The 24801-nt window shown below is 62.9% G+C and carries 24 protein-coding genes; 12 read left to right on the top strand and 12 right to left on the bottom strand.

What is annotated here, in order from left to right; translation table 11 throughout:
* The first annotated feature begins 23 nt into the window (after window positions 1–23).
* The 6 genes from F2P46_RS22645 to agaR all read left to right on the top strand — a co-directional run bounded on the left by F2P46_RS22645 (window position 24) and on the right by agaR (window position 6328).
* On the top strand, window positions 24–1001 hold the full coding sequence (locus F2P46_RS22645) for an SPFH domain-containing protein (protein ID WP_166894394.1): 978 nt from the start codon (window positions 24–26) through the stop codon (window positions 999–1001).
* Between the two features lie 7 nt (window positions 1002–1008).
* Window positions 1009–1971, top strand: coding sequence for an inactive serine/threonine-protein kinase VRK3 (locus F2P46_RS22640; protein WP_166894384.1), 963 nt, complete (start codon window positions 1009–1011; stop codon window positions 1969–1971).
* Window positions 1972–1989: 18 nt separating this feature from the next.
* Window positions 1990–2967 (top strand): VWA domain-containing protein, encoded by a 978-nt coding sequence (locus F2P46_RS22635; RefSeq protein ID WP_166894382.1) that lies wholly within the window; start codon window positions 1990–1992, stop codon window positions 2965–2967.
* A gap of 8 nt (window positions 2968–2975) precedes the next feature.
* A complete protein-coding gene (locus tag F2P46_RS22630) occupies window positions 2976–4364 on the top strand; it encodes an adenylosuccinate synthetase (RefSeq protein WP_166894380.1) in 1389 nt (462 codons plus the stop codon).
* A 164-nt stretch (window positions 4365–4528) separates the two neighbouring features.
* Window positions 4529–5422, top strand: a complete 894-nt coding sequence (locus F2P46_RS22625; RefSeq protein ID WP_208296732.1) for an SDR family NAD(P)-dependent oxidoreductase — start codon at window positions 4529–4531, stop codon at window positions 5420–5422.
* An 87-nt stretch (window positions 5423–5509) separates the two neighbouring features.
* Entirely contained in the window at window positions 5510–6328 is an 819-nt protein-coding gene (gene agaR, locus F2P46_RS22620; RefSeq protein ID WP_166894378.1) for a transcriptional repressor AgaR, read from the top strand.
* 146 nt (window positions 6329–6474) lie between these two features.
* Here agaR and F2P46_RS22615 read toward each other — a convergent pair whose 3' ends face one another.
* The 4 genes from F2P46_RS22615 to F2P46_RS22600 form a co-directional block, all read right to left on the bottom strand.
* Window positions 6475–7719, bottom strand: a complete 1245-nt coding sequence (locus F2P46_RS22615) for an alpha/beta hydrolase (protein WP_166894376.1) — start codon at window positions 7717–7719, stop codon at window positions 6475–6477.
* 188 nt (window positions 7720–7907) lie between these two features.
* Window positions 7908–8483, bottom strand: a complete 576-nt coding sequence (locus tag F2P46_RS22610) for a TerD family protein (RefSeq protein ID WP_166894374.1) — start codon at window positions 8481–8483, stop codon at window positions 7908–7910.
* A 103-nt stretch (window positions 8484–8586) separates the two neighbouring features.
* Window positions 8587–10632, bottom strand: coding sequence for a cytochrome c (locus tag F2P46_RS22605; RefSeq protein ID WP_166894371.1), 2046 nt, complete (start codon window positions 10630–10632; stop codon window positions 8587–8589).
* Window positions 10633–10782: 150 nt separating this feature from the next.
* Window positions 10783–11787 carry a site-specific integrase gene (locus tag F2P46_RS22600; protein WP_166894369.1) on the bottom strand — a complete coding sequence of 335 codons (1005 nt, stop codon included), beginning with the start codon at window positions 11785–11787 and terminating at the stop codon, window positions 10783–10785.
* A gap of 185 nt (window positions 11788–11972) precedes the next feature.
* Between F2P46_RS22600 and F2P46_RS22595 the strand changes: the two genes are divergently transcribed.
* A complete protein-coding gene (locus F2P46_RS22595) occupies window positions 11973–13055 on the top strand; it encodes a DNA-binding protein (protein ID WP_166894367.1) in 1083 nt (360 codons plus the stop codon).
* A 76-nt stretch (window positions 13056–13131) separates the two neighbouring features.
* Here F2P46_RS22595 and F2P46_RS22590 read toward each other — a convergent pair whose 3' ends face one another.
* Together F2P46_RS22590 and F2P46_RS22585 are read right to left on the bottom strand one after the other, a co-directional pair.
* Window positions 13132–14808, bottom strand: coding sequence for a methyl-accepting chemotaxis protein (locus F2P46_RS22590; RefSeq protein WP_166894365.1), 1677 nt, complete (start codon window positions 14806–14808; stop codon window positions 13132–13134).
* Between the two features lie 867 nt (window positions 14809–15675).
* Window positions 15676–16641 (bottom strand): peptidylprolyl isomerase, encoded by a 966-nt coding sequence (locus tag F2P46_RS22585; RefSeq protein WP_166894363.1) that lies wholly within the window; start codon window positions 16639–16641, stop codon window positions 15676–15678.
* A 300-nt stretch (window positions 16642–16941) separates the two neighbouring features.
* Between F2P46_RS22585 and F2P46_RS22580 the strand changes: the two genes are divergently transcribed.
* Window positions 16942–17292, top strand: coding sequence for a hypothetical protein (locus F2P46_RS22580; protein ID WP_166894361.1), 351 nt, complete (start codon window positions 16942–16944; stop codon window positions 17290–17292).
* Window positions 17293–17324: 32 nt separating this feature from the next.
* Here the strand turns inward: F2P46_RS22580 and F2P46_RS22575 are convergent, their stop codons facing one another.
* The 3 genes from F2P46_RS22575 to tmpT form a co-directional block, all read right to left on the bottom strand.
* Complete coding sequence (locus F2P46_RS22575; RefSeq protein WP_166894359.1) at window positions 17325–18041, bottom strand: glutathione binding-like protein; 717 nt, start codon at window positions 18039–18041, stop codon at window positions 17325–17327.
* Window positions 18042–18113: 72 nt separating this feature from the next.
* Window positions 18114–19520, bottom strand: a complete 1407-nt coding sequence (locus F2P46_RS22570) for an MFS transporter (protein WP_166894357.1) — start codon at window positions 19518–19520, stop codon at window positions 18114–18116.
* On the bottom strand, window positions 19505–20137 hold the full coding sequence (gene tmpT, locus F2P46_RS22565) for a thiopurine S-methyltransferase (RefSeq protein WP_166894355.1): 633 nt from the start codon (window positions 20135–20137) through the stop codon (window positions 19505–19507). Before tmpT ends, F2P46_RS22570 begins: the two co-directional genes overlap by 16 nt.
* A 144-nt stretch (window positions 20138–20281) precedes the next feature.
* Here tmpT and F2P46_RS22560 point away from each other — a divergent pair, with 144 nt between their 5' ends.
* Together F2P46_RS22560 and F2P46_RS22555 are read left to right on the top strand one after the other, a co-directional pair.
* Window positions 20282–21181 (top strand): LysR family transcriptional regulator, encoded by a 900-nt coding sequence (locus tag F2P46_RS22560; protein ID WP_166894353.1) that lies wholly within the window; start codon window positions 20282–20284, stop codon window positions 21179–21181.
* 6 nt (window positions 21182–21187) lie between these two features.
* Window positions 21188–21856 carry a DUF3885 domain-containing protein gene (locus F2P46_RS22555; RefSeq protein ID WP_166894351.1) on the top strand — a complete coding sequence of 223 codons (669 nt, stop codon included), beginning with the start codon at window positions 21188–21190 and terminating at the stop codon, window positions 21854–21856.
* Between the two features lie 57 nt (window positions 21857–21913).
* On the opposite strand, the gene F2P46_RS38860 is transcribed toward F2P46_RS22555, so the two are convergent.
* Together F2P46_RS38860 and F2P46_RS38855 are read right to left on the bottom strand one after the other, a co-directional pair.
* Window positions 21914–22072, bottom strand: a complete 159-nt coding sequence (locus F2P46_RS38860; protein WP_368737944.1) for a hypothetical protein — start codon at window positions 22070–22072, stop codon at window positions 21914–21916.
* A gap of 24 nt (window positions 22073–22096) precedes the next feature.
* Window positions 22097–22663 carry a lysophospholipid acyltransferase family protein gene (locus F2P46_RS38855; protein WP_368737946.1) on the bottom strand — a complete coding sequence of 189 codons (567 nt, stop codon included), beginning with the start codon at window positions 22661–22663 and terminating at the stop codon, window positions 22097–22099.
* Window positions 22664–22999: 336 nt separating this feature from the next.
* Here F2P46_RS38855 and F2P46_RS22540 point away from each other — a divergent pair, with 336 nt between their 5' ends.
* Together F2P46_RS22540 and F2P46_RS22535 are read left to right on the top strand one after the other, a co-directional pair.
* Window positions 23000–23596 carry an XRE family transcriptional regulator gene (locus tag F2P46_RS22540; protein ID WP_166894481.1) on the top strand — a complete coding sequence of 199 codons (597 nt, stop codon included), beginning with the start codon at window positions 23000–23002 and terminating at the stop codon, window positions 23594–23596.
* A gap of 80 nt (window positions 23597–23676) precedes the next feature.
* Window positions 23677–24150, top strand: coding sequence for a GNAT family N-acetyltransferase (locus tag F2P46_RS22535; RefSeq protein ID WP_208296731.1), 474 nt, complete (start codon window positions 23677–23679; stop codon window positions 24148–24150).
* Window positions 24151–24212: 62 nt separating this feature from the next.
* Here F2P46_RS22535 and F2P46_RS22530 read toward each other — a convergent pair whose 3' ends face one another.
* Window positions 24213–24650 carry a hypothetical protein gene (locus F2P46_RS22530; RefSeq protein ID WP_166894349.1) on the bottom strand — a complete coding sequence of 146 codons (438 nt, stop codon included), beginning with the start codon at window positions 24648–24650 and terminating at the stop codon, window positions 24213–24215.
* Window positions 24651–24801 lie beyond the last annotated feature (151 nt).

Here is a 24801-nt window from a genome sequence, read left to right as displayed (position 1 = left end):
AACCAACCAAGGAGAATACGATCATGGCCATTATCGACAGGGTGAAGTGGGACGGCAGAGCGAGCCAGCTCGCATGGAAGTACCCCTCGCAGGAGTTGTCGACCGGGACGCAGCTGATCGTCAACGAGTCGCAAGTGGCCTTCGTGGTGCGCGACGGCGTGTACGAAGGGCCTTTCGGGGCCGGCCGACACACACTTTCGACCAGCAACCTGCCCCTGCTGCGCAAGCTGGTGGGCTTGCCGTTCGGCGGCCAATCGCCGTTTTCGGCCGAAGTCTGGTTCGTCAACCTGGCCAGCACGCTCGATGTGCGCTGGGGTACGCCCGATCCGATCCAGCTGCAGGATCCCAAATTCGGCATCATGGTGCCGGTGCGCGCGTTCGGGCAGTACGGCATCCGGATCGACGATCCCAAACTGTTCCTGATGTCGCTGGTGGGCACCGCGCGCAGCATGGACGCCGCCACCCTGGCCGAGTACTTCCGCGCCATGAACACCACCCGCATCAAAACGGCGATTGCCGGCGCGGTTGGCGAGAGCGGCGTCTCGGTGCTGGAAATCTCGACCCGGCTCGATGCGCTCTCGAACACCTTGAAGGGCGCGCTGGCGCCTGACATGGCCCTCTACGGCGTGGCGCTGACCGAATTTCACATCGAATCGATCAACGTGCCCGAGGCCGATCGCGCCGTGCAAACGCTCAAGGCGGCGCTGGCGCGGCGCGCCGAGATGAATATCGTCGGCTTCGACTACCAGCAGGAGCGCCGTTTCGACGTGCTGCAGACCGCCGCCGGCAATCAGGGCAGCGCCGGCACGGTGCTGGGCGCCGGCATGGGCCTGGCGCTGGGCGGCGCGCTTGGCGCGAGCATCGGCCAGATGAGCGAGACCATCGCACCCGCCGCCCACGGCGAGCGCATTGCCCTGCTGCGCGACCTGGCGGCGCTGCGCGAACAGAACATCCTGACCGACGCCGAATTCGACGCCGAGAAAAAGCGCATCCTGGCTTGATTCCCACATGACGCCGCACACCCTCCTTTGCCCCCAGTGCGGCAGCCCCTTGCCCCGGCAGGCGCTGTGGCGCATCGTCACCTGCACTTACTGCGGGGCGGACGTGACGCACAGTGAAGAGCTGGTGCACGCCGCCGATTTTCATGCGGCATACCTTCGCTCGCGCGCCGGCGACGCGGCCGCCGATATTGCCTGCGGCGGGCAGCACTACAACACCATCGCCCACTTGGGCGTCGGCGGCAGCGCAAGCGTGGCGCTGGCCAACCGCAGCGGCGCCGTGCCAAGGCGCGTGGTGCTGAAAATCGCCCACGCCGGCGCCCCGGCCGGCCAACTGGCGCGCGAAAAGGCCATCCTCGAGCAGTTACAGGCCGACGACCTGCCCGGCGCGGCCTACTTTACCCAGCGCCTGCCGCAAGCGGTTGCCGTGGGCAGCAGCGCCAGCGCGGATGGCCAGCCGCGCGACGTGCTGGTGCTGCGCCACCCCACCGGTTTCTGGGGCAGCCTGGCCGACGTGCGACTGGCCTACGGGCGCGCGATCGACGCGCGCCATGCGGTGTGGATGTGGCGCCGCGTGCTGGAAGTGCTGGCCTACGTTCACGCCGGAGGCTGGAGCCATGGCCGGCTCTCGCCCGAGCACCTGCTGGTGCATCCGGCCGACCATGGCGTGTTGATCATCGGCTGGTCCGGCGCAACCCGCAGGCACGATCGCGCCGCCCAGGCGCGCGACCTGGCGCAACTGGCCTGGGCCATGCGGGCGATGTTGTCCGACTGGTTCGACCCTGCGGGCGAGCCGGTTCTTTCAAGCGCCACGCCGGCCGCGCTGGTGTGGGTGCTGGAACGCGCCAGCCAGGACGCCGCATGGTGCGCGTCACTCGGCGCGGAAGGCATGCGCCGGGCCGTCGGCGGCGCGGCGAAAGACGCGTTCGGCCCGGCCAGATTCATCGATTTCAGTCCCACCCCGTCCAACTAAACCAATAAAGGAACCATCATGGGTCAAGGTAATTACTCCCACGCTGCGCACGCAGCCCTGGTCGCCGACCGCGCGTCGGCCTCCCGCTCCGAGGTGTTCACCCAGCGCGGATGCCACGCGCTGATGAACCCCAACGGCCTGAAAATGCGCGAATCGCGCGACAGCGTCGATCATCCCAACTCACTGGGCATCGTGTTCGCGCTCGACGTCACCGGCTCCATGGGCGACATTCCGCAAAGCCTGGCCACCAAAGAGCTGCCGACCTTCATGGCGCTGCTGGGCGCGGTCGGCGTACCCGATCCGCAACTGCTGTTCATGGCCATTGGCGACGCCACGTCCGATCGTGCGCCGCTGCAGATCGGCCAGTTCGAATCGACCGCGGAACTGATGGACCAGTGGCTCACGTGGAGCTACCTGGAAGGCGGCGGCGGTGGCAGCGGCGAAGAAAGCTACGAGCTGGCCTTCTATATGGTGGCGCAGCACACCGACATCGATTGCTGGGTCAAGCGGCGCAAAAAGGGCTACCTGTTCATCACCGGCGACGAGCTGCCTTACCCGGCGGTGTCGCGCCACCAGATCGGCAGCCTGGTGGGCGACACGCTCGACGAGGACGTGCCGATCGCCGAAGCGATTGCGGCGGCGGCCGAAACGTATCACGTGTTTTTCCTCATTCCCGACCTGGGCCGGCGCGGCCGCTGCGAAAAGCGCTGGCGCGAGCTGCTGGGCGACCATGTGATCTGCATGGAAGAACCGGGCGACGCCTGCGCGGTGGCCGCCGCCATCGTCGGCCTGACCGAGCGCGCCATTCCCGACATGGATACGCTGGTGTCCACCCTGTCGGCCAACGCCATCGAGCCGCAGCGCGTGTCGGCCATCGTGCGCGCCCTGCGTCCGTATGCGGACCTGCTCGATCCGGACGCCGCCAGCCGCGTGCACGTGCCGGCGGCGGGCACGCCGGCAACGCCGTCGGCGTGGTGGAAGCGCATGTTCGCGTAAGGATGCCCATGTCTTCGACCCGTCTGGTGTCCCTGCTGGGGCTTGGCTTTGGCGATTGCGGCAAGGGCCTGTTTACCGATTGCCTGTGCCGTCAATGGGGCGCGCATACGGTGGTACGCTTCAATGGCGGCGCCCAGGCCGGCCACAATGTGGTGTTGCCCGACGGGCGGCATCACACCTTCGCGCAGTTCGGGGCGGGCAGCTTCGTGCCGGGCACGGTCACCCTGCTCGCCTTTCCGGTGATCGTGCATCCGACCGCGCTGCTGGTGGAAGACGCCTACCTGCGCCGGGCGGGCGTGAATGACGCCCTGCGCCGCATCCTGATCGATGGCCGCTGCCGGGTCACCACGCCGTATCACCAGGCTGCGGGGCGCATGCGTGAATTGCAGCGCGGCGCACAGGCGCACGGCAGTTGCGGCGTGGGCGTGGGCGAGACGGCCGGCCACGGCATCGATCACCCTGACCAGATTGTCCATTATGCGGACCTGGCGCAGCCGGCGCTGGCAATGGCAAAACTGGAGATGATGCGGCGTACGCTGCGTGCGGGTTTTAGCGAGCGGTGTGCGGAGCCGGCCAATCAGGATGCCTATGCGGCCGAATTGTCGGTGCTGGACGATGCAAGCATGGCCGCGCGCTGGCTGGACCAGGTGGCGCAGCTGACGCGCCAGGCGCCGCCGGCATCGCGCGCGCAGGTCGCGCAGCGCCTGCACTTGCCGGGCTGCGTGCTGTTCGAAGGCGCGCAGGGCGTGCTGCTCGATGAATGGCGTGGTTTTCATCCGCATACGACGTGGAGCAGTATCGGCCCGGCGTCGGTGGAAGCGGTGGCGAGCGACGCGGGCCAGCATGGGCGGATCGAACATTTGGGCATCCTGCGCTCGTACATGACGCGCCATGGAAACGGCCCGCTGCCGACGCACGATGCGCGCCTCGATTACCTGCCCGAACCGCACAATGCCTCGGACGGCTGGCAAGGCCGCTTCCGGCGCGGGCATCCCGACGCGCTGTTGCTGCGCTACGCGCTGCAGGTTGCGGGGCCGCTCGACGGCCTGCTGGTGAGCCACCTCGATGTGTTCGGGCGCGAACCGCATCTGCGCTGGTGCAGCGGCTACGAGGACGATACTGCGGCTGACGACTTGTGCACGCGCGACCCGGTGTCGGGGCGGATCGAGGCCATCCTGCCCGGTGCGGCGCACGATCTGGCGCACCAGGAGCGGCTGGGCCACCTGCTGGCGCGCGCCAGGCCACACTATGCGGGCGCGCCGGTGGCGGATGCGTCAGCGTTCGTGGCGCAGCTCGAGGCGCTGACCGGCTTGCCGGTGCTGTTCGGATCGCACGGGCCGACGCACGCCACGATGCGGATGTTGAAACCGTTGTCAAAACCGCACCCGATGTTATAAAAATATATTCATTTATTGAAGGAAGGTTCTTTTGCTTGTATTGTTGAAAATACAAACCCGCGGTTTGGGCTTAACCTTCAAGCAAAGGCGCCATCTTGTCTACCAACCTACCCGAAGTGAGGCCGGCGATGTTTGCCGCTCCAATGATGCGGCTGTGGAGAAGTTTGAAGAGCTGGCGACAATTCTCGGTTGGCCCGGTCGCGCTCTTCTACCGTTTTGGCCGCCGCGTGCCGGTCTCGAACAACCGCCGCCGCCAGCCGCAGCGCATCAAGGCCGATTGCGCAAGCCCGCTCACGCCGCCGGACAGCGCCCTGTCAATCCATGCCGCCTATGAGAGCGAACGCGATGCGTCGACCGAAACGGCGCTGATCGTCGGCGTCGGCCCGGGGTATGGTTTCGAACTGGCGCGCCGCTTCGCCGCATCCGGCATGCGCGTGGCACTGGCCTCGCGCAACGCCGAGCGGCTCGACGACCTGGTCGATGAACTGAGCGCCGATGGCGGGCAGGTCAACGCCTACGGCTGCGACGCCACCGACGAACGCTCGGTGGCCGCTTTGCTGGCCACGGTAACGGCGGAACTGGGCGCGCCACACCTGGTGGTGTACGCGGTGCAGGGTTTTTGCCCGGGCACGGTGATGGGCACCGAAGTGCCGGCGTTCGAAGAAAGCTGGCGCCAGAACTGCCTGGGCGGCTTTATCGTGGCGCGGGCGGCGGCCCGGATGATGGTGCCGCTGGGGCGCGGCAGCATCATCCTCACCGGGTCGACCTCGTCGCTGATCGGGCGCGAAGACCACCTCAATCTGGCGGTCGGCAAATTTGGCCTGCGCGCGCTGGCGCAGGTGCTGGCGCGCGAGGTATGGCCATCCGGGATTCACGTGGCGCACGTGGTGATCGATGCGGACGTCAAGGATTCGGACGTGTTCGAGGCCGGCTATACCCAAGCGGAACCACGCCACCTGGCCGACGCGGTATTCGGCCTGCATCGCCAGCCGCGTACCGCGTGGACCAGTGAAATGGACTTCCGACCATGGAACGAGAAGTTCTGGCAGCATTGCTGACCCAAGCAGCCCGGCGCCGGCGCACCCTTGCGGTGCATTCCGTTTTAAAATGGTCCGGTGCCAACTCGAAACAAAGCGAAACAAGAAATGGAAAATCCCATCGGCGCAGCGCCGGAACGAAACCCAAGCGCCGACAAGGGCCGCCTCCTCGCCGAACGGCGCCGCCAGATCGTGGAACTGGTCGAAGCGCAGGAGCAGGTTACGGTCGAAGAATTGTCGGCCCGCTTCCGCATTTCGGTCGTCACCATCCGCAGCGACCTTAAGGCGCTGGAAGACGTTGGCGCCCTGGTGCGCACCCACGGCGGCGCGCTGGTGCAGCGCGATGGCGACGACCTGCCGATCAGCGTCAAGGAAAGCCAGCACCACGCCGAGAAGAAGCGCATCGCCGCCGCCGCCGCGCGCCTGATCGCCGACGGCGACACCATCATCCTCGATTCGGGCACCACCACGGCCGAAATCGCCAAGCTCATTCGCGGCATGAAGCTCAGCTCCATCAACGTGATCACCAATGCGCTCAATATCGCGGTCCTCCTGGCCAATGTGCAGCATGTGAACCTGATCATGCTGGGCGGGCAGCTGCGTTCGCGCTCGTATTCGCTGTCCGGCCCCCAGGCCGAAGCCTCGCTCGAGAACTTGCAGGCGGACCGCCTGTTCCTCGGCGTCGATTGCCTCGATCCCGAAATCGGCTTGATGACGCCATATCTGCTCGAAGCGCAGCTCAATGCGAAGATGATGAAGGTGTCGCGCCACGTGGTGGCGGTGGCCGATTCGTCAAAACTGATGCGCCGCACGCTGTCGGTGATCGCGCGCGTCGACGAGATCCACATGCTCATCACCGATCGCGGCGCCGACCAGCACGTGGTCGATACCCTGATCGAAAAAGGCGTCGAGGTCGTGCTGGCCTAGCAGCCTTGGCGGATGCCATCCCGCCGCCTGTCACGCATAAATACGTCCCATTTTCGCTTTTTCCTTGGTGGCAAACGAGGCGCCGAAAGGATTCGAAAATTGCCTTCTCTTTCGAGTAAATTGTCCGGGCGCTGATTAGGTCGATCTCAGCTCGATAGCGCGCTGCAACTGCTCCGCACGAGCGGGCGCGTCTGGCCAACCGTCCAGTAGGTCGGATGGGCTTTCCACGCAGCGCCCTGGCGCGCCGGTTTTCCGTTGACGAACAGGTTTTTTACGTCATTGAGCAGCGGCAAGGTTGAGGCGACATAGGTATGCGATGGAAAATCCTCGGGAATGAAGGACACCACGTTCTCGATATCCTTGATTTCCGCCTGCGGCTTGTCGCCGCATCCGACGCGCGGGTAAAAATGCACGTCCTGGGACAGTTGCAGCGCAAAGTCGAACGGTGACAGATACACCGTGGTGCGCTCGGCGACTTTCAGGTAGTTCTGGCCGTAGTGCATAAAGACGTCGCGATCGACGTCCGGCGCGGCGAGGATGATCTGGCCGAACGGTTTCTTTTCGCCGGGAAGGACCTGCATGCGCGAGATGACGCGCAGCAGCGGGCGATTGCCCATGCTGTGCGCAATAATATGGATTTTTCTCCCGCCGGCGGTGGCGCGCACCGTTTTCAAGAACGTTTCGAGGTGAATCTCGCTCGCGTCCGCAGTGGCTTCATCGTGCGTGTATTTACGATAGTTCTTGTTGGCGGCCCACGAGAAAAACATCATGTTATTCGGCGGGACATGCAGGTCGAAACCGAGTTGCGCGGCCCTGAGCGCGGCGTCTTCGAACGAATTGTTGTAGCCATGGATGAAAACCAGCAGGTAGCTGCTTTCGGGATTAACGGCCGCGCCCAGCTGGCTTTTGGCGAGCGCCATGAAACTGTCCTGGCTGTGAAACTCGATATTGCCGTCGCCAATGGCCAGGCGTGTATCGCGCGTGGAGAAAACACCTTGTTCACCGAGGGAGCCAGTCAAGCGCCCCTTCGGGATGGTGACGATCACCCGGCCGTAATGAACCCGCGCGGCGCGCTCGTCCAGGTAGGCGTTTTTTGCACTGTTGGGCATGCGCGAGGTGCCGTACAGAACCGGGTACTTGACTTCCTTATCGGTGTAGGCCGCCTTGACTTCGGGGACTGGCGGCGGTCGGTGGGTGTCAGGTACGGCGCAGGACGCCAACAACAATGACACGACGATAAGCGCGACAGCACGTTTCATGGAGGGCCTGTTAGTTTGATCGGATGACGGCGTCATTCGGTGTGCGAGTGGGCGGAGCCCATGCACCTGTCCATGACGATCCGGTCGCGTATCGAACCGTATCATGCCTGCAAAAGTATCGCTCAGAAACACCCGACCTCGTCGAACGCCACGCCTCAAGCAGAGCCAGAAGTCAGCCATAGACGCCCTGAACCCAGCCACAAGGGCTGACATACAATCGCAGCAATTCGATCAAGAGACGAAGCTCGCGATCCTGCATCCGCCGGCGACGCGCCGGCGGATGCATTCGCTTGCGGTGCGCGGCACCGCAAGCGACGTCTTTACACGTTGACGCCGAACGAGGACGCCAGGGGACCGAGGCCGCCGTTGAAGCCTTGGCCGACCGCGCGGAATTTCCAGTCGCCGGAATGACGGTAGATTTCGCCAAAAATCATGGCCGCTTCGGTCGAGCCATCTTCGGACAGGTCGAAACGCGCGATTTCATTATTGTTCGCGGCATTGACGCAGCGGATGAAAGCGTTCGACACCATGCCGAAGTTTTGCTTGCGCGCCGGTGCATCGTGGATGGTGACGCACACCGAAATCTTTTCGACATCGGCCGGTACGCGGCTCAGGTCGACCGTGACGCTCTCGTCGTCGCCATCGCCGTCGCCGGTGCGGTTGTCGCCCGAGTGAACCACGCTGCCATCAACCGATTTGAGGTTGTTATAAAAGATCATGTCGGTATCGGAGCGGACTTTGCCGTCGGATTTCAACATGAAGACGGTGCCGTCGAGGTCGAACTCGACACCGCTGGTCGAGCGGGCATCCCAGCCCAGACCGATTACCATTTTCGTCAGGCCGGGCGCTTCCTTGCTCAGGTTGACGTTGCCACCCTTGGTCAGACTAATTGCCATCTTCAATTCTCCTGTTTTAATGACTACACGAGCCTTCATTATAGGGGCTCGTACGGCATAACACAGGAGGCGCTGGCAAAAAAGGCAAGAGGCGCTGTCGGGCTTACTGCGCCTTGAGGTAATCGAGCAGGTCGAGGCGCTCGTCCTTATTGAGCGGCTGCAGCGTTTGCGCTCCATTGACGCGGACGACGGTGCCGTATTCGTGGCCGGCGTTGCTGTTGCCGGCGAGCGCGGTGTCGAACAGGAAGCCGTCGTAGCCGTCGCTGCGCAAGCCCACCTTGACGGGATCGAATTCGCGCGAGCCGGTGCGAAATTTGGCCGGCCGGCATTCGGCCTCTTTGTCGCCGACCGCGCATTGCGCCGGCAGCAGCAGGTCGTACAAGGTTGGCACCGAGCCGTTGTGCAGGTACGGGGACGTGGCCCAGATGCCGTTCAGCGCGCGTCCCTTGTAGGCGCGTAATGACGCGTACGGGTCGATGGTGGTGTCGATGGTGTAGTTGCCCTGCTTGTTGGACGGCTTGATCTCGTTGTCGGAATAGGCCTTATACATATTGTTCAGCCATTCGGCCCAGCGCTGCACGAACGACTTGTCGGGATCACGCGTCTCGAGCACGCTCATGGTGGCCTTGGTCAGCAGCGCGGCGATCGGGGCTTTTTTGTCGAGCAGGATATTGCCCACGTTCGCGCCCACGTATTCGTTGCGCAAGATGCCGGAGTAGCCGAGGTACCGGACGCTGTTGTCGGCCATGGTGGAATCGGTGCCCACTTCGTCGAGCCCGGACATGTGGGCGACGATACGGCGCGCCGGCGAGCGGCGATCGATGCTGGCGTGGCAGCTGGCGCAGTGCTGGTTGAACAGGCGCTCGCCGCGCAATACCCGGGCCGGGTCGATCGAGGCGGCGCCGAACACCTCGCGCGGCCACTGCGGCGATTGCAGCGACCCGAGATGGCTTTCGATCAGGCGCAGGTTTTCGATGTTGACGGAGGAGTCGAACTGGATTGCCTTTTGCATGAGACCTTTGCCAGAGAGCAGGGAGCCGAGTGAAAACGTGTCCTTTTCATGCCAGTTGAGGGTGCCGAAGACGCCGATCACTTCGCCGGCATTGCGGCCCAGCGGGCCAAGGCCGGCGTTGTTGCCCAGGCCGTTCCACTGCACCACGTCGTGCTGGGGAACGTCCCACAAGAAGGGGTAGCTGACGGGGGCGTCCGCGTCGATGAAGAACTCGGCCCGGAGCCAGTCGATGTCGTCTTGCGTGGTGGCCAGGCGCGCGATGATCTGGTCGCGCTGCACCGACGTCAGGGTCTCGCCTACCCCGGCCAGCGCATCGGCAATGCGGGCCGGGGAGTATCTGTTGCGCAGCACGGCTTCGAGTTGGTAGCGGTTGAGCAGGTGTTCCAGGGTCCGGTTGTAGATGCGGCCGAACGCGTCCAGCCGCGCGTAGCCATACGCGGTCGGGCTATTGTTGATGAGGTTGTAGCTCTGGAGGCGCAGGGTATAGACGCCGATGTCGCCGATAACGTCGGCGGCGCTGGCGTAGGCGCCGCGCGCCAGCACCTCCTTGACGAAGCGCTGCTGCACGGCCGGCTCGTCGCGCACCGCCTTCATCGACGCGGTCAGGGCCTGGAGGAAGCCGACCATGTCGGCGCCGCCGGGTCCGCCGTCGATGCGCATTGCCAGGCCGCGGTAATTGATCTGCGCCGTGTGGCAGGCGGCGCAGGTCAGGCCCACGTAGTCCTTGTTCAGATAGCCGTCCTTGACAAAGCCGACCGGCAACGCGTCGGGATTGGATGGCGTGGCGCGTTGCGGCAGGTAGCGGAAGCGATTCATGTGCTCGCTGGAGCGGAACAGGCCCGTGGTGCCCGGCTGTTCGAGCGCCATGAAAAAGTCGTACGGCAGCAGGTTCGAGCCTTGCGTGATGGTGTAGAACCACAGGCTGTCCTGGGGCTTCCAGTTCTGGTCGAGATAGGCCACCCTGGTGAAGCTGTCGCCGAACAGGTCCTCGGTGACCAGGGCCGCGCCGCGCCCGGGGTCGGCATCGGACTTCTGCTGGTGGTGGAACAGCGCCACGATGAGCGGCGGGACGACCAGCACCAGTATGAGGATGAGCACGATGCCAAGCAGCCAGTGTTTGAGTAAGCGGCGAACCATGATCGAGTACCCCCGTGTGATTGGCGTATGTACTGAGCGAAAGCTCATTCACGGTACCCGCCAAACGAGCCCGGCAATACTGTCGAATCGACCAGTTCAAGCTTTTCCGGGTTTGTGCACACGACGCCGGCGGCGCCCTGAGACCAGGTGTTATTTGCGCGGCGTGGCGCGCAGCAAGGTCCCGGCGGCGTTGTCTTCGAAACGGCCGGCTTCTTCGATATAGCCCTGCACCGTGCCATCGTGGCGCCAGCCGCCCTGCCGTTTGATGTCGCGGAAATTGGCGCCGGCGCGGTGCGCGCTGGTGGCCATGCCGCGCCGCAGGCTGTGGCTGGACAGGTCGGGCACGTAGTCGAGGCCGGCGAGGCGCGCGCATTGTTCGAGGATGGTGTTGACGCTGCCTTCATGCAGGGCGGCCATGGATACCTCGCCCCATTGGCTGATCGGGCGAAACACCGGGCCGCTGACGATGGCGGCGAGCGCCAGCCAGTTGCGCAGCGCGCTGGCCGGACAGCAGGCGCCGTCGCCGTAGGGAATCGCCTTGACGATGCCCTCCCCCATCTGGTCGGTCTTCGAGCGCGGCAGGGTAATCGTGATGCCCTCGGTTTGCCAGCCGAGGTGGCTTACTTCGATGGCGACCAGCTCGCTGCGGCGCAAGCCGCCGAAAAATCCGATTTGCAACAGGGCGTTGTCGCGCGCGGCTTTCAAGGTTGCCAGGCTGGCGAGCTGGCCGACGATGCGTTCCAGGTCTTCGACCGGCAGCGCTTTGGCTTTTTTCTTGGGCTTGCCGTTGGTGCGCGCAATGCCGGCCAGGGTTTTGCGCACCGTGGGCGTGGACGCCGGGTCGGCAAAACCCTGATGCACGTGCCACTGCGACAGCGCGGTCAGACGCAAGGCCAGGGTGCGCGGGTTGAGCGAGGCGGCAAACGCCAGCAGGTAGCGAATCATGGTGGGCTCGTCGGCGGGCAAGGCGCCGCCCCACGTGAGGAAGTGCTTGATGGCCGAGCGGTAGGCGCGGCGCGTGTTGTCGGAGGTCGCGGCGGCCAGGAAGGCGCGGTGCTGCGCGTTCAGCTCGGCGTCGAAAGGCGTAATGGCGTTACGCGGCGGGGTGAGGGCATTGGCGGACACTGCTGGAACGAGAGCGAATTCATCAGACATGGCGAGACGCGGCAAAACGCGGTTTGTAACGGGCATTACGCAGGATACCACGGCGGGATCGCGGATAGGTCGCGATAACATCTCTTATCGTGACTAACGATTGCGCATTTTTCAAGCCAATTTTATCGTAATATTGTATGATATTACGTAATACGTAATACGTAATCCTATTCAGGAGTTCCAAAATGGCACGTGCCGGCATCCTCTATTCTCATGTTGCAGCTGCCGCTGCCGGTCTCGCCGCCGATAACAAGAACCCCACCGTGGATACGGTTCGTGAAGCGCTGGGCGGCACCGGCAGCAAGAGCACGATCGCCCCCATGCTCAAGCGCTGGAAGGAAGAGCATCAGCAAACGCCCTCGCCCGCCGGTCCCGGCGTGCCGCCTGGCTTGTTGCAAGCGGTAAAAGGCGTGTATGAGTCGATCAAGACCGATTTTCAGCAGGATCTGGACGTCGAAAAGCTCGCCCACGCCGCCGGGCAGCGCCAGCTGGCCGATGAACTCGAAAAATCGCGCTTGCAGCAGGCCGCGCTTGAGCAGCGCGTCAATACACTCGACAGCGAGCTGGCCAGCGCCAACACCACCATCGCGCACATGCACCAGGCCAATCACCTGTTGACGGTCGACCTGGCCGGCGCCCGCAGCGAACAGGCCGGCCTGCAGCAGCGCCTGTCCGATCGCGCCGCGGAAGTGGCCGCGCTCAACGCCCAGCTGACCCAGGCGCGCGCCCAGTTCGACCATTACCATGAGGCCAGCGCCACCCAGCGCGCCGAGGAGCGCCAGGGCTTCGAGCAGCGCGCCGCGCTGGTCGAGCGCGAATTGGTGACCTTGCGCCAGCAGTTGCTCCACCACAAAGGCCAGGCATCCCAGTTTGCGGGCCAGTTATCCCAGGCGGGTAGCGAAAACGCTCGCCTGCATCAGGCTGCCGAAGCGGCGCAGGGTGACGCTGCCCGTGAACGCAGCGCGGCCGAGCGCACGGCGTTCCAGGCCTCGGCCCTCTCGGCCCAGCTCGATAAATTGCAGGCGCGGCACGACGCCATGCAGGTGCAAGTAAATGAAAGCAAGATTGCCCTGGCAGTCAGGGCGCGCGAGTCGGAGATCATGGCGTCGCGCCTGGCGCAAGCCGACAGCGAAGCGCACGCCGGTGCGCAGGAAAAGCAGGCGCTGATGCGTGCAGTGACGGTGCTCGAAACCGAGCTGCGCCAGGAGCGGGAACTGGCCCGCCAGCGCGACCTGGCGCCGCCCGCGTCAAGCCAGCCCGGCCCCTGATCGCCGCCCGCGACAGAGGCTATCTCAAAACGGGGGAGCGTTCAACGATTGCCACGGCGTGCAGCCTCGACTGCTGTCAGACCTCTTCCCAGTTGTTGATGGCGACCACGGCATTTCCTACTTGTTTCAAATGACGCGCATGTGGCGCCGGACCACGCACCGTGCGGGGCGTTGCCGACGGCATCGGCGCGTGTTCAGCGCGATGCTTCTTCGGGATCTTAAACACGCTAACCTCTTGTACCAGATTGCTCGCTTGATCCTCCAGCGACCCGGCGGCGGCTGCGGCCTCCTCGACCAGCGCGGCATTTTGCTGTGTTACCTCATCCATTTGACAGATGGCTTGGTTGATCTGCTCGATGCCTAAGGTTTGCTCCTGGCTCGCTGCCATGATCGCACCCATCATGTCCGTCACGCTCTCAATGCTGCTGACAATGGCGTGCATGGTCAATCCTGCCTGGTCAACCAGCTTGGCGCCAATCTCGACTTTTTCGACAGAGTCACCAATTAATGTCTTGATTTCTTTGGCAGCGGCGGCCGAGCGTTGCGCCAGGTTGCGCACTTCGCTCGCGACTACCGCAAAACCTCGGCCCTGTTCACCTGCCCTGGCCGCCTCGACAGCGGCGTTCAGGGCCAGGATGTTGGTTTGAAATGCGATGCCGTCGATCACGCCGATAATATCGACGATCTTTTTCGACGACGCGTTAATTGCCCCCATGGTGTCGATCACCTGTGAGACGACTACGCCGCCCTTTGTCGCAATTTCGGACGCGGACACAGCCAATTGATTGGCTTGGCGCGCATTGTCGGCGTTCTGTTTCACGGTACTGGTGAGCTCTTCCATCGACGACGCAGTCTCTTCGAGCGAGTTGGCCTGTTGTTCCGTGCGCGACGACAGGTCGAGGTTGCCGGCGGCTATCTGGGAGGAAGCGGTGGCGATGGTGTCGCTCGACTGCCTGACTTCGCCGATCGTTTGCGCCAATTTTAGTTGCATTTCTTTCATCGCATTTAACAGGCTGCGATGGTCGCTTTTCTTTGTGGCAACTGCAACGGTCAAGTCGCCGGCAGCGATACCTCGCACGATCTGTGTGGCGTAGTCGGGTTCGCCGCCAATGTCGCGATAGATGTTGCGTATCAGTAAAAAACCAGCCAACGCCGCTAACAGTATGCCTGATGCAATCGCAATAATCATGCTGTTGCGCAATGCAAGATAACGGGCGCCCGATTGTCTATATTCCTTTTTTGCCTCGTCGACCTGAAGCATGCGTAGCCTGTCAATGCCTTCTCTGACAGCGGGAAGCAAGGTTTGGAATTGCTCCTGCAACTGTTTGGCATCCTCGATTTTTCCTTCTCGCAAGGCGCCGATTGCGGGAAACAAGCCTTCCTTGACCATTTTCGTTCGGTCTACGGCAAATTTTTTCGCCAGCACACTCTCGTCCGGCGTCAGATACGTCGCCATGTACTGGCCCCAAGTCTTGTTGATCTCTTCGGCATTTTTTTCGATGAGATCAGACTTGGCCTTGATATTCGATGCAATCGGGTCCAGTAGCGCCTGCGCCAACGCCAACCGGTTTCGCAACAATAAGCTCTCGATTCGCGTGACCTGTTCCAGGGCCACCGTGCGATCCTCGTAGACGGTCTTCAATCCTTCGTTGGCCTTGTTTATTCCGTACAGGCCCAACAGCCCGACGCCGATGGACAATAGGGCGAGAAAGACGACGACACCGCTTAAGCGTGCCTTGATTGTCATTTTCATTCCTGGCTTCCTGACTAAAAACTATTCGGGTGGGTTGTCTTCTGGGGGCCTCGATAAACCGTAGCGAGCGGCGCAAGTGTCCTCGCGGACGCGCATGTCCGAGAAGCGCAGCCGTACGAAGGTACGGTGAGCATCGCAGGGCAAGAATCGCTTCGCGCAGTAGGTTTTTCGAGGTCCCCTTTTGCTACGCAGCCAAGTCTGTCTTGGTCGTCCTATATTCAGGGCGACAGAGTACGATGTGCAGAAACAATATCAATTCGATTTTTACGAATAGTCCGGCGAGGATCAGATCAGGCCCTGAGAAGTGCCATGGACACCCTATTCAAGGGCTAATCGCAACAAGGATGGGGTTGCGTTTGCGCTGAGAATGGAGCAAATGGAGAAACAACAAAATATGGTGGCAGAAACGAGGTTATACCTGCAGTTAACCTGGCGCAACCAGTAGTTTCTAATAGGGTGTTGATTTAGAGCGCCTAACAAAACCTCTCGACGTACCTCCAACCCGTCAGGGTCGCACGATCGTTGATGCGCGGCCGCCCACCTTTCGGCGATCTACTGTGAGTTGGAAGATGAGCTTCTATAAGCGACCAAAGGTCTTCGGGACGAAGGGCTTGGGCCATGGCATCGGCCTGTCTGCGAATACGGCCGTCATCTTAGCGCGGACCGCGGGCACGTACGACAGTTTTCGCCCCAAAGCAGCCAATGGGAAATCGCGCCGCATCAAGATTTTTCGGTAAACGCCACGTGCAGGAAGCATTTCCTGGGCTGGCGAGTTCATCTGGTTCTTGCCGTGATACTGCTATCGGAGCGCGACGCGAAAGCATCGTCTGCGCTGCGCCGGTCACAGCAGTTGGCATTCCCGCCAAGCTAGCCGATAGTAGCCCGGCGCACCAAGGCCTCGCGAAAATCCCGCAGCTTGCGCAATTCCAGCACTTCCACGATCGGTGCCTTGGTTTCCTCTAGGGTCGGAATCATGGCGGGACGGATGTCCTCAAGCTGGATGAGGTGGTAGCCGTATTGCGTCCTGACGGGATGCGGCGTAATTTCCCCCTTGCCCAGCGCAACCAGCGCCTGCGCGAACTCGGCCACAAAACTTACGGGACTCGTCCAACCGAGCTGGCCGCCCTTGGTGGCGGACGCATCCTTCGAATGGGCTCGCGCCAAGTCCGAAAACTGGGCGCCGCCGCGGATGCTAGCGAGCAGCGCCGTGGCATCGGACTCGCTGGGGACCAAGATATGGCGCACCTGGTATTCGGTATCTCCCTTGCGCGTCTTCATGCGCACATATTCAGCCTGGATCTCGGCGTCCGTAACGGGATTCTGGCGCACGTACTCGCCCAGCATGGCGTTTACAATGATCAACTCGGTGGCGTTGTCCAAGGCGAATTGGATTTTCGTGCGCATGGCGAATCGATCATCCACGTCTGACGGCGCCAGCGGAGATGCACTGCCAGCCATGTCGGCCTTGATTCGCTGGAAGTCGGCCCGGACATCGGTTTCCTTAGTCGGATGATTCTTGATAGTCTCGGCCAGGATGTTCGTACTGATACGCTGCGCGATCTGGTTCAAGCGTGCCAAGATGTCCGGGCGTCGTGCGAATCCTTGTTTGTCAGCTTCTTGGCGCAGCACTTCGGTGGCGATTAGGGTTAACTTGATCGATTCCCGTAATTGAGGAGTATCGGCGGGGGCTCCTTCGGCAAGGGCTTGTGCGACCTTCAGGTCCGCCTTGGTCTGGGTGATCGGCTTGCCGTTGACAGCGGCGACATGCTGCGCCGACGCCGAGACATGTATTGCAAAAACAAGTGCAGCCACGACCAGAACAGATTTCGGCATGGGTGGGACATCCTTTCATTAAGACTGTCATAGCGAAGACCTTATGCCCGTGGGGCGTGCGTTTCCTCAATTGCTATCATTCAAATTCTCGTCGTGTTCGTCAGCGGCGGCATGTGTTTGCGATTGGCCGAAAGCGGCAGGTCGCAGTTGCTTAGTGTACGCCGTTGTTGCTCTCAGGGCAAATGGTGGGTTTTGTTAGGCACTCTTAATCGCCGTGCCCGTCAACTGTTCACGGACGGCAAACGTTGTTCACTCCCCCCCCACTGTCGTCCGTCAAAACGAACCAGGACATCGATCAACATGAAGAACCGCTTGACCAAATTGGGGCTCATAGTCCTTGCCCTCGCCATGGCGATTACGCTGGCGCTCCTGTCGGCATTTGTCGAGCGCACGGGCCCCCAACTGGCGCAGTACGGCAATCTGTGTGGACCAGCCGCTACGGATCCCTGCTACAAACCCGTGTTAAAGGGCGGCTTCCCGGTCGCATACCTGTTTGACGCACCGGGGGTATCCCGGGAGCGCCAGCTCGCGTTCGTCGAGGACAATCTGTCCCTGGCGGGCCTGATCCTCGACGTCGTTGTTTACTTCGTCACCCTGTTGATCGCTCTGGCCGTTGCACGGGGACGATCACTGATCACGGATTGTCCTTAACCCGGTTTTCCGTTCCGCTGCACCTCAGCCCCCTACTGGGCGGCAGCATCCCGGTTGGGGATCTCCAGCCCTTTCGCCACCGCCGGCCGCGCCGCGAAGTGCTCCACCGCGCGCGTCACATGCGGAAAATCGGCGATGCCGACCAGGTCGCCCGCTTCGTAAAACCCGACCAGGTTGCGCACCCACGGCAAGATCGCGATATCGGCGATGGTGTAGGTCTCGCCCATGATCCAGGTGCGCTGCGCCAACCGTTCGTTGAGCACGCCGAGCAGGCGCTTCGATTCGGCCACATAGCGGTCGCGCGGGCGCTTGTCCTCGTAGTCCTTGCCGGCGAACTTGTGGAAGAAACCGAGCTGGCCGAACATCGGGCCGATGCCGCCCATCTGGAACATCACCCACTGAATGGTCTCGTAACGTCCAGCCGCGTCAAGCGGCAGGAACTGGCCGGTTTTCTCGGCCAGGTAGATCAGGATCGCGCCCGATTCGAACAGCGCCAGTGGTTTGCCGTCCGGGCCATTCGGATCGATGATCGCCGGGATCTTGTTGTTCGGGTTGAGCGACATGAATTCGGGTGTGAGCTGATCGTTGTGATCGAAGCGCACAAGGTGCGGCTCGTATGCCAGCGCGGTTTCTTCGAGCATGATCGATACCTTCACGCCATTCGGCGTTGGCAGCGAATACAGCTGGATACGCTCGGGATGAGCGGCAGGCCACTTTTTGGTAATCGGGAAGGTCGACAGGTCGTTCATAGCTCACTCCTTGAAAGCGGGTCTGGGGACGTCCCTCGTGGGGACATCCGGCCCGACAACATAGCAGAAAATTTATGTTTGCTGTTTTTGCTCCCTCCCCGGTTGCGCCCTCTCCGCACGCCAGGCGATCACCAGCGCCGCCGCCAGCAACGCGCATGCGAGCGCGAACGTCCTGTGCATGCCCGCCGCCACCGCCTCGGACGACGCAGCAACCGTGTCCGTCCCGGCGCCGAACGCGAACACGGCCCCCATCAGCGACGCGCCGGTGACCAGCCCCAGGTTGCGCGCCAGGTTCAGCATGCTCGCGACCACCCCGCGCTGGTGGGGGTCCGCCGTGTCCATCAGCGCCGTATTGTTCGCCGCCTGGAACAGCGCATAGCCGAGCGTCAGCACCACCAGCGGCGCAACATAGCCCGGCACGCCGCTCGAAACAGGCAGCAGCGCGAACGGCACGCTCGCGCCCAGCATCAGCGCCAGGCCGGCGATGGCGACGCCCGCCGTGCCGGTGCGCTCGACCAGGCGCCCGGCCGGCACGCCCGACAAGGCCGCCACCAGCGGCCCGGCCGACAGCACCAGGCCGACGGCGGCCGGCGCCAGCCCCAGTGCGCGCGACAGATAAAACGGCCCCACCACCAGGGTCGCCATCATCACCGTCGACACCAGCGCCGTCGTGCCCAGGCGCGCGCCAAGCAGCCGGTCGCGCAGCAGCGCCAGCGGGATCAGTGGCGACGCCGCTTTTGCGCCGGCCCGCACGAACAGGCAAGCCCCCACGGCTGCGGCCAGCAACAAGGCCAGGTTCGGCGCGCCGAAGCGGCCGCCGACCGTCATGGCCAGCGCATACGCGCCCAGCGTCAGCGCCAGAAACAGCGTGCCGATGGCGTCAAAACCGGTCCGCTCGCCGTCCAGGCGCGCCACATCGGCCGGCAAGCCCCGGTACGCCAGCAGCCACGTCGCGATCCCGAGCGGCGCGGTGATGAAGAACAAGGCGCGCCAGCCGGCGGCGCCGATCAGCACCCCGCCCAGGGTCGGCCCCAGTGCGGTGCCGACGGCGGACATGGTTCCCAGCAGGCCCATGACGCTGCCGCTGCCCCCTTTCGATGCGGCGCCGGCGGCAAAGCTCATGGTCAGCCCCATCATCGCCGCCGCGCCGAGGCCCTGCAACGCGCGCGCGGCGATCAACCACGGCAGCGTCGGCGCCAGCCCGCACAGGATGGACGCCGCCGTGAACAGCGCAATGCCGGCCAACAGCAGCCGGCGCCGTCCGGTCAGGTCGCCGAGCCGGCCGACGCCGACGATCAGCGTGGTAATGGCCAGCAGGTACGCCAGCACGATCCACTGCGCCTGCCCGAAGCGCACCCCGAAGGCCTGCGCCAGCGCCGGCAAGCCGACGTTGGCAATGCTGGTGCCGAGCGACGAGAGCAGCATCGACAGCGCCAGCGCCCCCGCCAGCGCGCGCGGCCGGTTCACGTGAGCAGCCATACCGCTTCGCACGCCGCAAGGCGGCCTTTGAAGCCGCCCGCCACCTCCGCCTTGTCCAGCAGCGTGACCGCATACGCATGGCCGTAGCGCTGCCGCACTTCGTCGTCGCCGACCGAGAATGGCGGCCCGGCCATGAGCGCCTGGTCGTACTGGTAGCAGATCAGCAGTTGCGGCGCCCGCGCCGCCAGTGCGCCGACGTGGGCCGCATAGCGCGCGCGCATCGCTTCCGGCAGCGCGACCAGCGCCGCCCGGTCGTAGACCGCGTCGACCGCGCCGAGCATGCTGGCCGACAGCGCAAACAGGTCGCCCACGAAGATATCGATGCCCGGCGCGCGATAGTGCAGCAGCTCCGCGGCGACGCTGACGTCCGGCGCGACGCCCAGGTCGGCAAACAACTGGTCGACGGCGAGCTGGCTCAGTTCGACGCCTGACACGCGATAACCTTGGGCAAGCAGCCAGTGCACGTCGAGCGACTTGCCGCACAAGGGCACGAACACCCGGCTGCCCGGCGCCAGCTCCAGCCGCCCGATATGCGCCACCATCAGCGGATTGGCGGCGCCCTCATGGAAACCGATCTCGTTGCTTGCCCACTTGCGATGCCAGAAGTCCCTGTCCATATCGATCATCCTCGGTTAAAGGCGCCGACGGCCGGCACCCAAACCCAGTCTAACCGGCCGCCACCCATGGCGGAAGACGCACCGGTTGCACTATATTGCTGCACCAGACGCCACACCAGGGCTGAACTGCGCTATCGTAAGCGCATGTCCCTGCCCGACCTGAACCTGTTGATTACCCTCGACGCGCTGCTGGCCGAAGGCAGCGTGGCCGGTGCCGCCCGCCGTTTGCACCTGAGCCCCTCGGCCATGAGCCGCGCGCTGGCGCGCCTGCGCGAAGCCACCGGCGACCCCTTGCTGGTGCGCGCCGGGCGCGCTCTGGTGCCCACGCCACGCGCCATCGCCCTGCGCCAGCAGGTCGGCGATCTGGTACACGACAGCGTGGCCGTGCTGCGTCCTGTCGACAAGCTCGACCTGGCGCAGCTTGCGCGCACGTTCACCATCCGCACCAGGGAAGGGTTTGTGGAAAATTTTGGCGCACAACTCATCGAGCGCGTGCGCGCCGAAGCGCCCGGCGTGCGCCTGCGTTTCGTGCCCAAGCCCGACAAGGACAGCACGGGCCTGCGCGACGGCAGCGTCGACCTGGAAACCGGCGTCATCGGCAAGTCGACCGGCCCGGAAGTGCGCACGCAAGCCCTGTTCCGCGACCGTTTCGTGGCCGTCATGCGCGCCGGCCATGCGCTGGCCGCGGACGCAATCACGCCCGCCAGCTATGCGGCCGGGGAGCACATCGGCGTATCGCGCCAGGGCGGCGAGAAAGGCCCGCTCGATGACGCCTTGCTCGCGCTAGGCCTGGAACGCGCGATCGTGGTCACGGTGGCCGGCTTCTCGCCCGCGCTGGCGCTGGCCCGCGAAAGCGATCTGATCGCCACCGTCCCGGAACGCCACACCGGCCTGCTGCGCGATGGCATGCACAGTGTCGCCCTGCCCTTTCCGATGCCCGAATTTACCGTGTCGATGCTGTGGCATCCACGGCTCGATGCCGATCCGGCCCACCGCTGGCTACGCGGCCACATGCGGGCGGCCTGCTGCGCCGAGCGGGGCTGAGCTGAGTTGAGCGCATCTATAATGCTGGTCACGATCCGCTTTCGCCCGCATTTGCCAGCCATGACCCTCAAACAGCACATCAACACACTTGCGAACGGCCAACCGTACCGTCACGCCTTGTTTTACAAGCTTCCCGGCGGCCTGCGTTTTTGCATGGCCGAAGGGGAACACTTTGCCCGCGTCCTGACGGCTGTGCGCAAGGGCAGCATCGTCTGTGAAGACGTGTTCGCCGACGCCGACACTATCCTCGTGCACCTGCAAAACTACGCCACGCCCAACCGGTTCGACATGCGCTTCACGCTCAAGCAGCTCGCCATGGCCGGCATCGCCATTCCGCGTGCGCGCGAAATCTGGGCCGAACCGGTCCCGCGCCAGGAACCGGACGACGATGAGAGCTGGTGCCTCAATGCGCTGTTCGAGCTGCCCAAGTCGTGCCTGGCGAGCCTGCTGTGGTGCGCGTTTGCCGCCGACTTCGGGGAGTTGCGTCCCAACCCCCATTGCCAGGTCTACCTGATCAACCCGGCATCGGGGCTCATGGTCCATCCCTACGACGACCGGGGAATGGACGTGGTCGGGACCAACCGCGAGGCGCTGCGACAGCTGTACAGCACGCACTACGCCTGGCTGCTCGGGTACGATCTCGACACGATGGACCGCACCTTCGCCCAACCCTAACGCTTGACTGCCTGCATTTACCTTACAAAACAACAACGCGAACATATCTATGAGCGCTTACCGGCCGAACTGGCCGGCATCACGCAGCCGGCGGCGACGCAGACGGTGGCGCTGATGAAAAAGGAAGGCATCCTGCTGGTCGTTGCCGGTGGCGAAGATAGGCGGCAACGCGTGGTGCGCCTGAGCCCGCAGGGCGAGCAACTGGGCGTATGCCACGTCGGCGGCATCAATTCAGACGGTTTATCCCGGGCGGCCCTGCTGGGATACGATCGTCATCGCCTGGTCGAGTTCACTCGTCAACTGCTGAGCCGTGGCTTTATTGACCGAAACATCTTTTGGTATGACGAGCGGGGTCCCGAACGTGATCCGGATGAGCGGCCTGCGGAGCAGGTGGATCCAGCGAAACCGGTCTGGTCCATCGTAATGGGCTGGAACGATTTCACCTTTGGCACGCAAGGCGATCGTGGCCGCACCCCGCTTCGCGTCGGCATTGTCTTGATTTCTCGTGCCAACAGGAAAGATCAGGACAAGACCGCCCTGTTCGACCAGCGAAACCGCGTGTTTGATGGTGGCGGTCGACGGGCTGGCCCGGTCCACCGGAAATCCGCCGCCGGAGCGAACAAACCAGCCGCTGATCGGATTATCGAAGAGTTCTTTTTTGGCCATTTGATGCAAGGTGCGCGGCAGAACCGCGTAGCCAACCCATAAAGGATCAACATAGCCCACGTGATTGCAGACGATGACTTTGCCGAGCGGGCCGTTGAGGTGCTCGGAACCGGTGACCGTCACTTTGCCCAGCAGCGACATCAAGCGCCTCAATACGCGAATGAAGATGGGCGGTTTTTGAGCGACTAAGGATTTGTTGTTAATCATGGGGGAAACAGAGCAGTGGTTGCCGGGCGAACGTCAGGACGCCAACGCGATCATGTCGTCATGCCGGTCAACCTGGCACAGAAAGTACGACCGGCTCGATTATCGCAGGGCAACGCATTCTATCAGGTTCCCCCCCTTCGTCCTCAGCTAGAGACAAGACATGACGGGCTTGCCTTGCGCAGGCAGTCTGTCTTGAATGCCGACTGCGCCGGTTTGCGGGCGATCAAAAAGATCACTATAGTGGACGACAAATTCCAGTATAGTGACGCCATGGATATCAATTACATCATCGCAAGCCGCATTAGCGCATTGCGCGCCACGCACAAACTATCGCTGGACGCGCTGGCGGCGCTGAGCGGTGTCAGCCGCTCCAACATATCGCTGATCGAACGCGGCCAGAGCAGCGCATCGGCTACCGTTCTAGACAAACTGGCCGGCGCCCTCGGCGTCACCGTGTCCTCGCTGTTTGAGGACAGTGCTGCGCGCACTGCCGCGCCGTCACCCGTATCACGCGCGTCCGACCAGCGCGTGTGGACCGATCCCGCGTCAGGATATCTGCGCCGCACCGTCTCCCCGGCCGCGCCGTCGTCGCTGCAACTGGTTGAAGTCATTTTTCCGCCCGGTCAACGCGTGATCTACGAAGCCGCCCTGCGAAACGAGGGAACCGATCAACAGATCTGGATGCTTGAGGGTGCCATGGACATCAGCGTCGATACGCAACACTGGCGCCTGGAAGCGGGTGATTGTCTTGTCATGCAATCGGATCGGTCATTTGTATATTTCAATCCGATGCAATCGGCGGCGCGTTATCTGGTCGCTTTGGCGACACTTCCCGCCAAACCCATCAGGAGAAATGAAGCCGGCTAAGGGCACCAGGCTGCACGAGATCAACAGAATGCTTCTTTCAATATCGTTCTCACACATCCAGGTAAACACAAGGACAAACGATGTTTTCTTCTTCCGCCATCACGATCGACGTTGAATCACCAGATCAGCCTGAGGTGATCGCCCTCATTGCCGAGCTCGACGCTTACCAGGACAGCCTGTATCCGCCAGAGAGCAGGCACGCCCTGGACCTGGCGTCGTTAAAGCAGTCCAATGTCTTGTTCGCCGTCGCCAGGGACCGTACCGGCCAGGCAATTGGCTGTGGCGCGCTGGTTTTCGGCCCAGAATTTGCTGAAATCAAACGGCTCTATGTCAATCCTCGCGGTCGAGGGCAAGGTATCGCAAGGAAACTCTTGGCGATGCTGGAGTCACGCGCAGTACACGCCGACTGTAAGTTACTCAAGCTCGAAACCGGCCCGTACCAGCCGGAGGCGTTATCCCTGTATGCGTCGGCCGGCTATGAGCGCCGGGGGCCGTTTGCCGATTACACGAACGACCCACTGAGTGTCTTCATGCAAAAACACATCGCAGCCTGATACTTGATTTCGTTAGTTAAACTGAAGGCGGCAGCAATTCACAAGAATCGATGCGCACGCAATCAGGGACAGCCTAACTGGCTGCGTGCATCGTCCTCGCTCGCAAGTTCCTTGCCAGTCTTTACGACAATCCGCTTTTGAATTGCCAGCAATGCCGGAAATGCGTACCGTTGACAGCCTTCGACATCCCAGACATCGCCGGTAGAGGTATTGACCGCGTAGTGGCCCTGCGTATTGCTCTCGTACACCACGCCGAAATGGACGTATCCGGGAATGACCGGCTTCCCATCGGTAAGCCAGGGACCGTCGATCCATAGTTTCGGGGATGCCATCCTATATCGCTCGTGTTTCATCACCACGCGCAGCACCTGCTTCGATTGCGCGAGCGTCAAACCGGAAGACTTGACGTTTTTCGCATTCAAGCCTTGCGCAACCGCTAATGAACACAAAAGCAGCCCGCCGGCACCGACCAGAGCGTGTAGCCGAGGCATTAACGGCATTGCATCCTCACTCTGACCATGTGGATTGGGTCCTCAACACGTTTTGCGTAGCCATCCCTGTCTCCATTACTCGACTTCCCGGAATCAAAACCGATTGTTCAGATTCTCGTGGCGCTATGCGTCGACACTTAGAGCCTATTCTTGTAGCAAG

Source organism: Massilia sp. CCM 8734, assembly GCF_011682155.1.
GTDB classification, from domain to species: Bacteria; Pseudomonadota; Gammaproteobacteria; order Burkholderiales; family Burkholderiaceae_D; genus Telluria_A; species Telluria_A rubra.
This window is presented reverse-complemented; position numbering and strand designations above follow the sequence as displayed.

Coding starts and splice junctions, on each gene's coding strand:
- F2P46_RS22645 (WP_166894394.1), top strand. CDS start 24: ATGGCCATTATCGACAGGGTGAAGTGGGACGGCAGAGCGAGCCAGCTC.
- F2P46_RS22640 (WP_166894384.1), top strand. CDS start 1,009: ATGACGCCGCACACCCTCCTTTGCCCCCAGTGCGGCAGCCCCTTGCCC.
- F2P46_RS22635 (WP_166894382.1), top strand. CDS start 1,990: ATGGGTCAAGGTAATTACTCCCACGCTGCGCACGCAGCCCTGGTCGCC.
- F2P46_RS22630 (WP_166894380.1), top strand. CDS start 2,976: ATGTCTTCGACCCGTCTGGTGTCCCTGCTGGGGCTTGGCTTTGGCGAT.
- agaR (WP_166894378.1), top strand. CDS start 5,510: ATGGAAAATCCCATCGGCGCAGCGCCGGAACGAAACCCAAGCGCCGAC.
- F2P46_RS22610 (WP_166894374.1), bottom strand. CDS start 8,483: ATGGCAATTAGTCTGACCAAGGGTGGCAACGTCAACCTGAGCAAGGAA.
- F2P46_RS22605 (WP_166894371.1), bottom strand. CDS start 10,632: ATGGTTCGCCGCTTACTCAAACACTGGCTGCTTGGCATCGTGCTCATC.
- F2P46_RS22600 (WP_166894369.1), bottom strand. CDS start 11,787: ATGTCTGATGAATTCGCTCTCGTTCCAGCAGTGTCCGCCAATGCCCTC.
- F2P46_RS22595 (WP_166894367.1), top strand. CDS start 11,973: ATGGCACGTGCCGGCATCCTCTATTCTCATGTTGCAGCTGCCGCTGCC.
- F2P46_RS22590 (WP_166894365.1), bottom strand. CDS start 14,808: ATGAAAATGACAATCAAGGCACGCTTAAGCGGTGTCGTCGTCTTTCTC.
- F2P46_RS22585 (WP_166894363.1), bottom strand. CDS start 16,641: ATGCCGAAATCTGTTCTGGTCGTGGCTGCACTTGTTTTTGCAATACAT.
- F2P46_RS22580 (WP_166894361.1), top strand. CDS start 16,942: ATGAAGAACCGCTTGACCAAATTGGGGCTCATAGTCCTTGCCCTCGCC.
- F2P46_RS22575 (WP_166894359.1), bottom strand. CDS start 18,041: ATGAACGACCTGTCGACCTTCCCGATTACCAAAAAGTGGCCTGCCGCT.
- F2P46_RS22570 (WP_166894357.1), bottom strand. CDS start 19,520: ATGGCTGCTCACGTGAACCGGCCGCGCGCGCTGGCGGGGGCGCTGGCG.
- tmpT (WP_166894355.1), bottom strand. CDS start 20,137: ATGGACAGGGACTTCTGGCATCGCAAGTGGGCAAGCAACGAGATCGGT.
- F2P46_RS22560 (WP_166894353.1), top strand. CDS start 20,282: ATGTCCCTGCCCGACCTGAACCTGTTGATTACCCTCGACGCGCTGCTG.
- F2P46_RS38855 (WP_368737946.1), bottom strand. CDS start 22,663: ATGTCGCTGCTGGGCAAAGTGACGGTCACCGGTTCCGAGCACCTCAAC.
- F2P46_RS22540 (WP_166894481.1), top strand. CDS start 23,000: ATGGATATCAATTACATCATCGCAAGCCGCATTAGCGCATTGCGCGCC.
- F2P46_RS22535 (WP_208296731.1), top strand. CDS start 23,677: ATGTTTTCTTCTTCCGCCATCACGATCGACGTTGAATCACCAGATCAG.
- F2P46_RS22530 (WP_166894349.1), bottom strand. CDS start 24,650: ATGCCGTTAATGCCTCGGCTACACGCTCTGGTCGGTGCCGGCGGGCTG.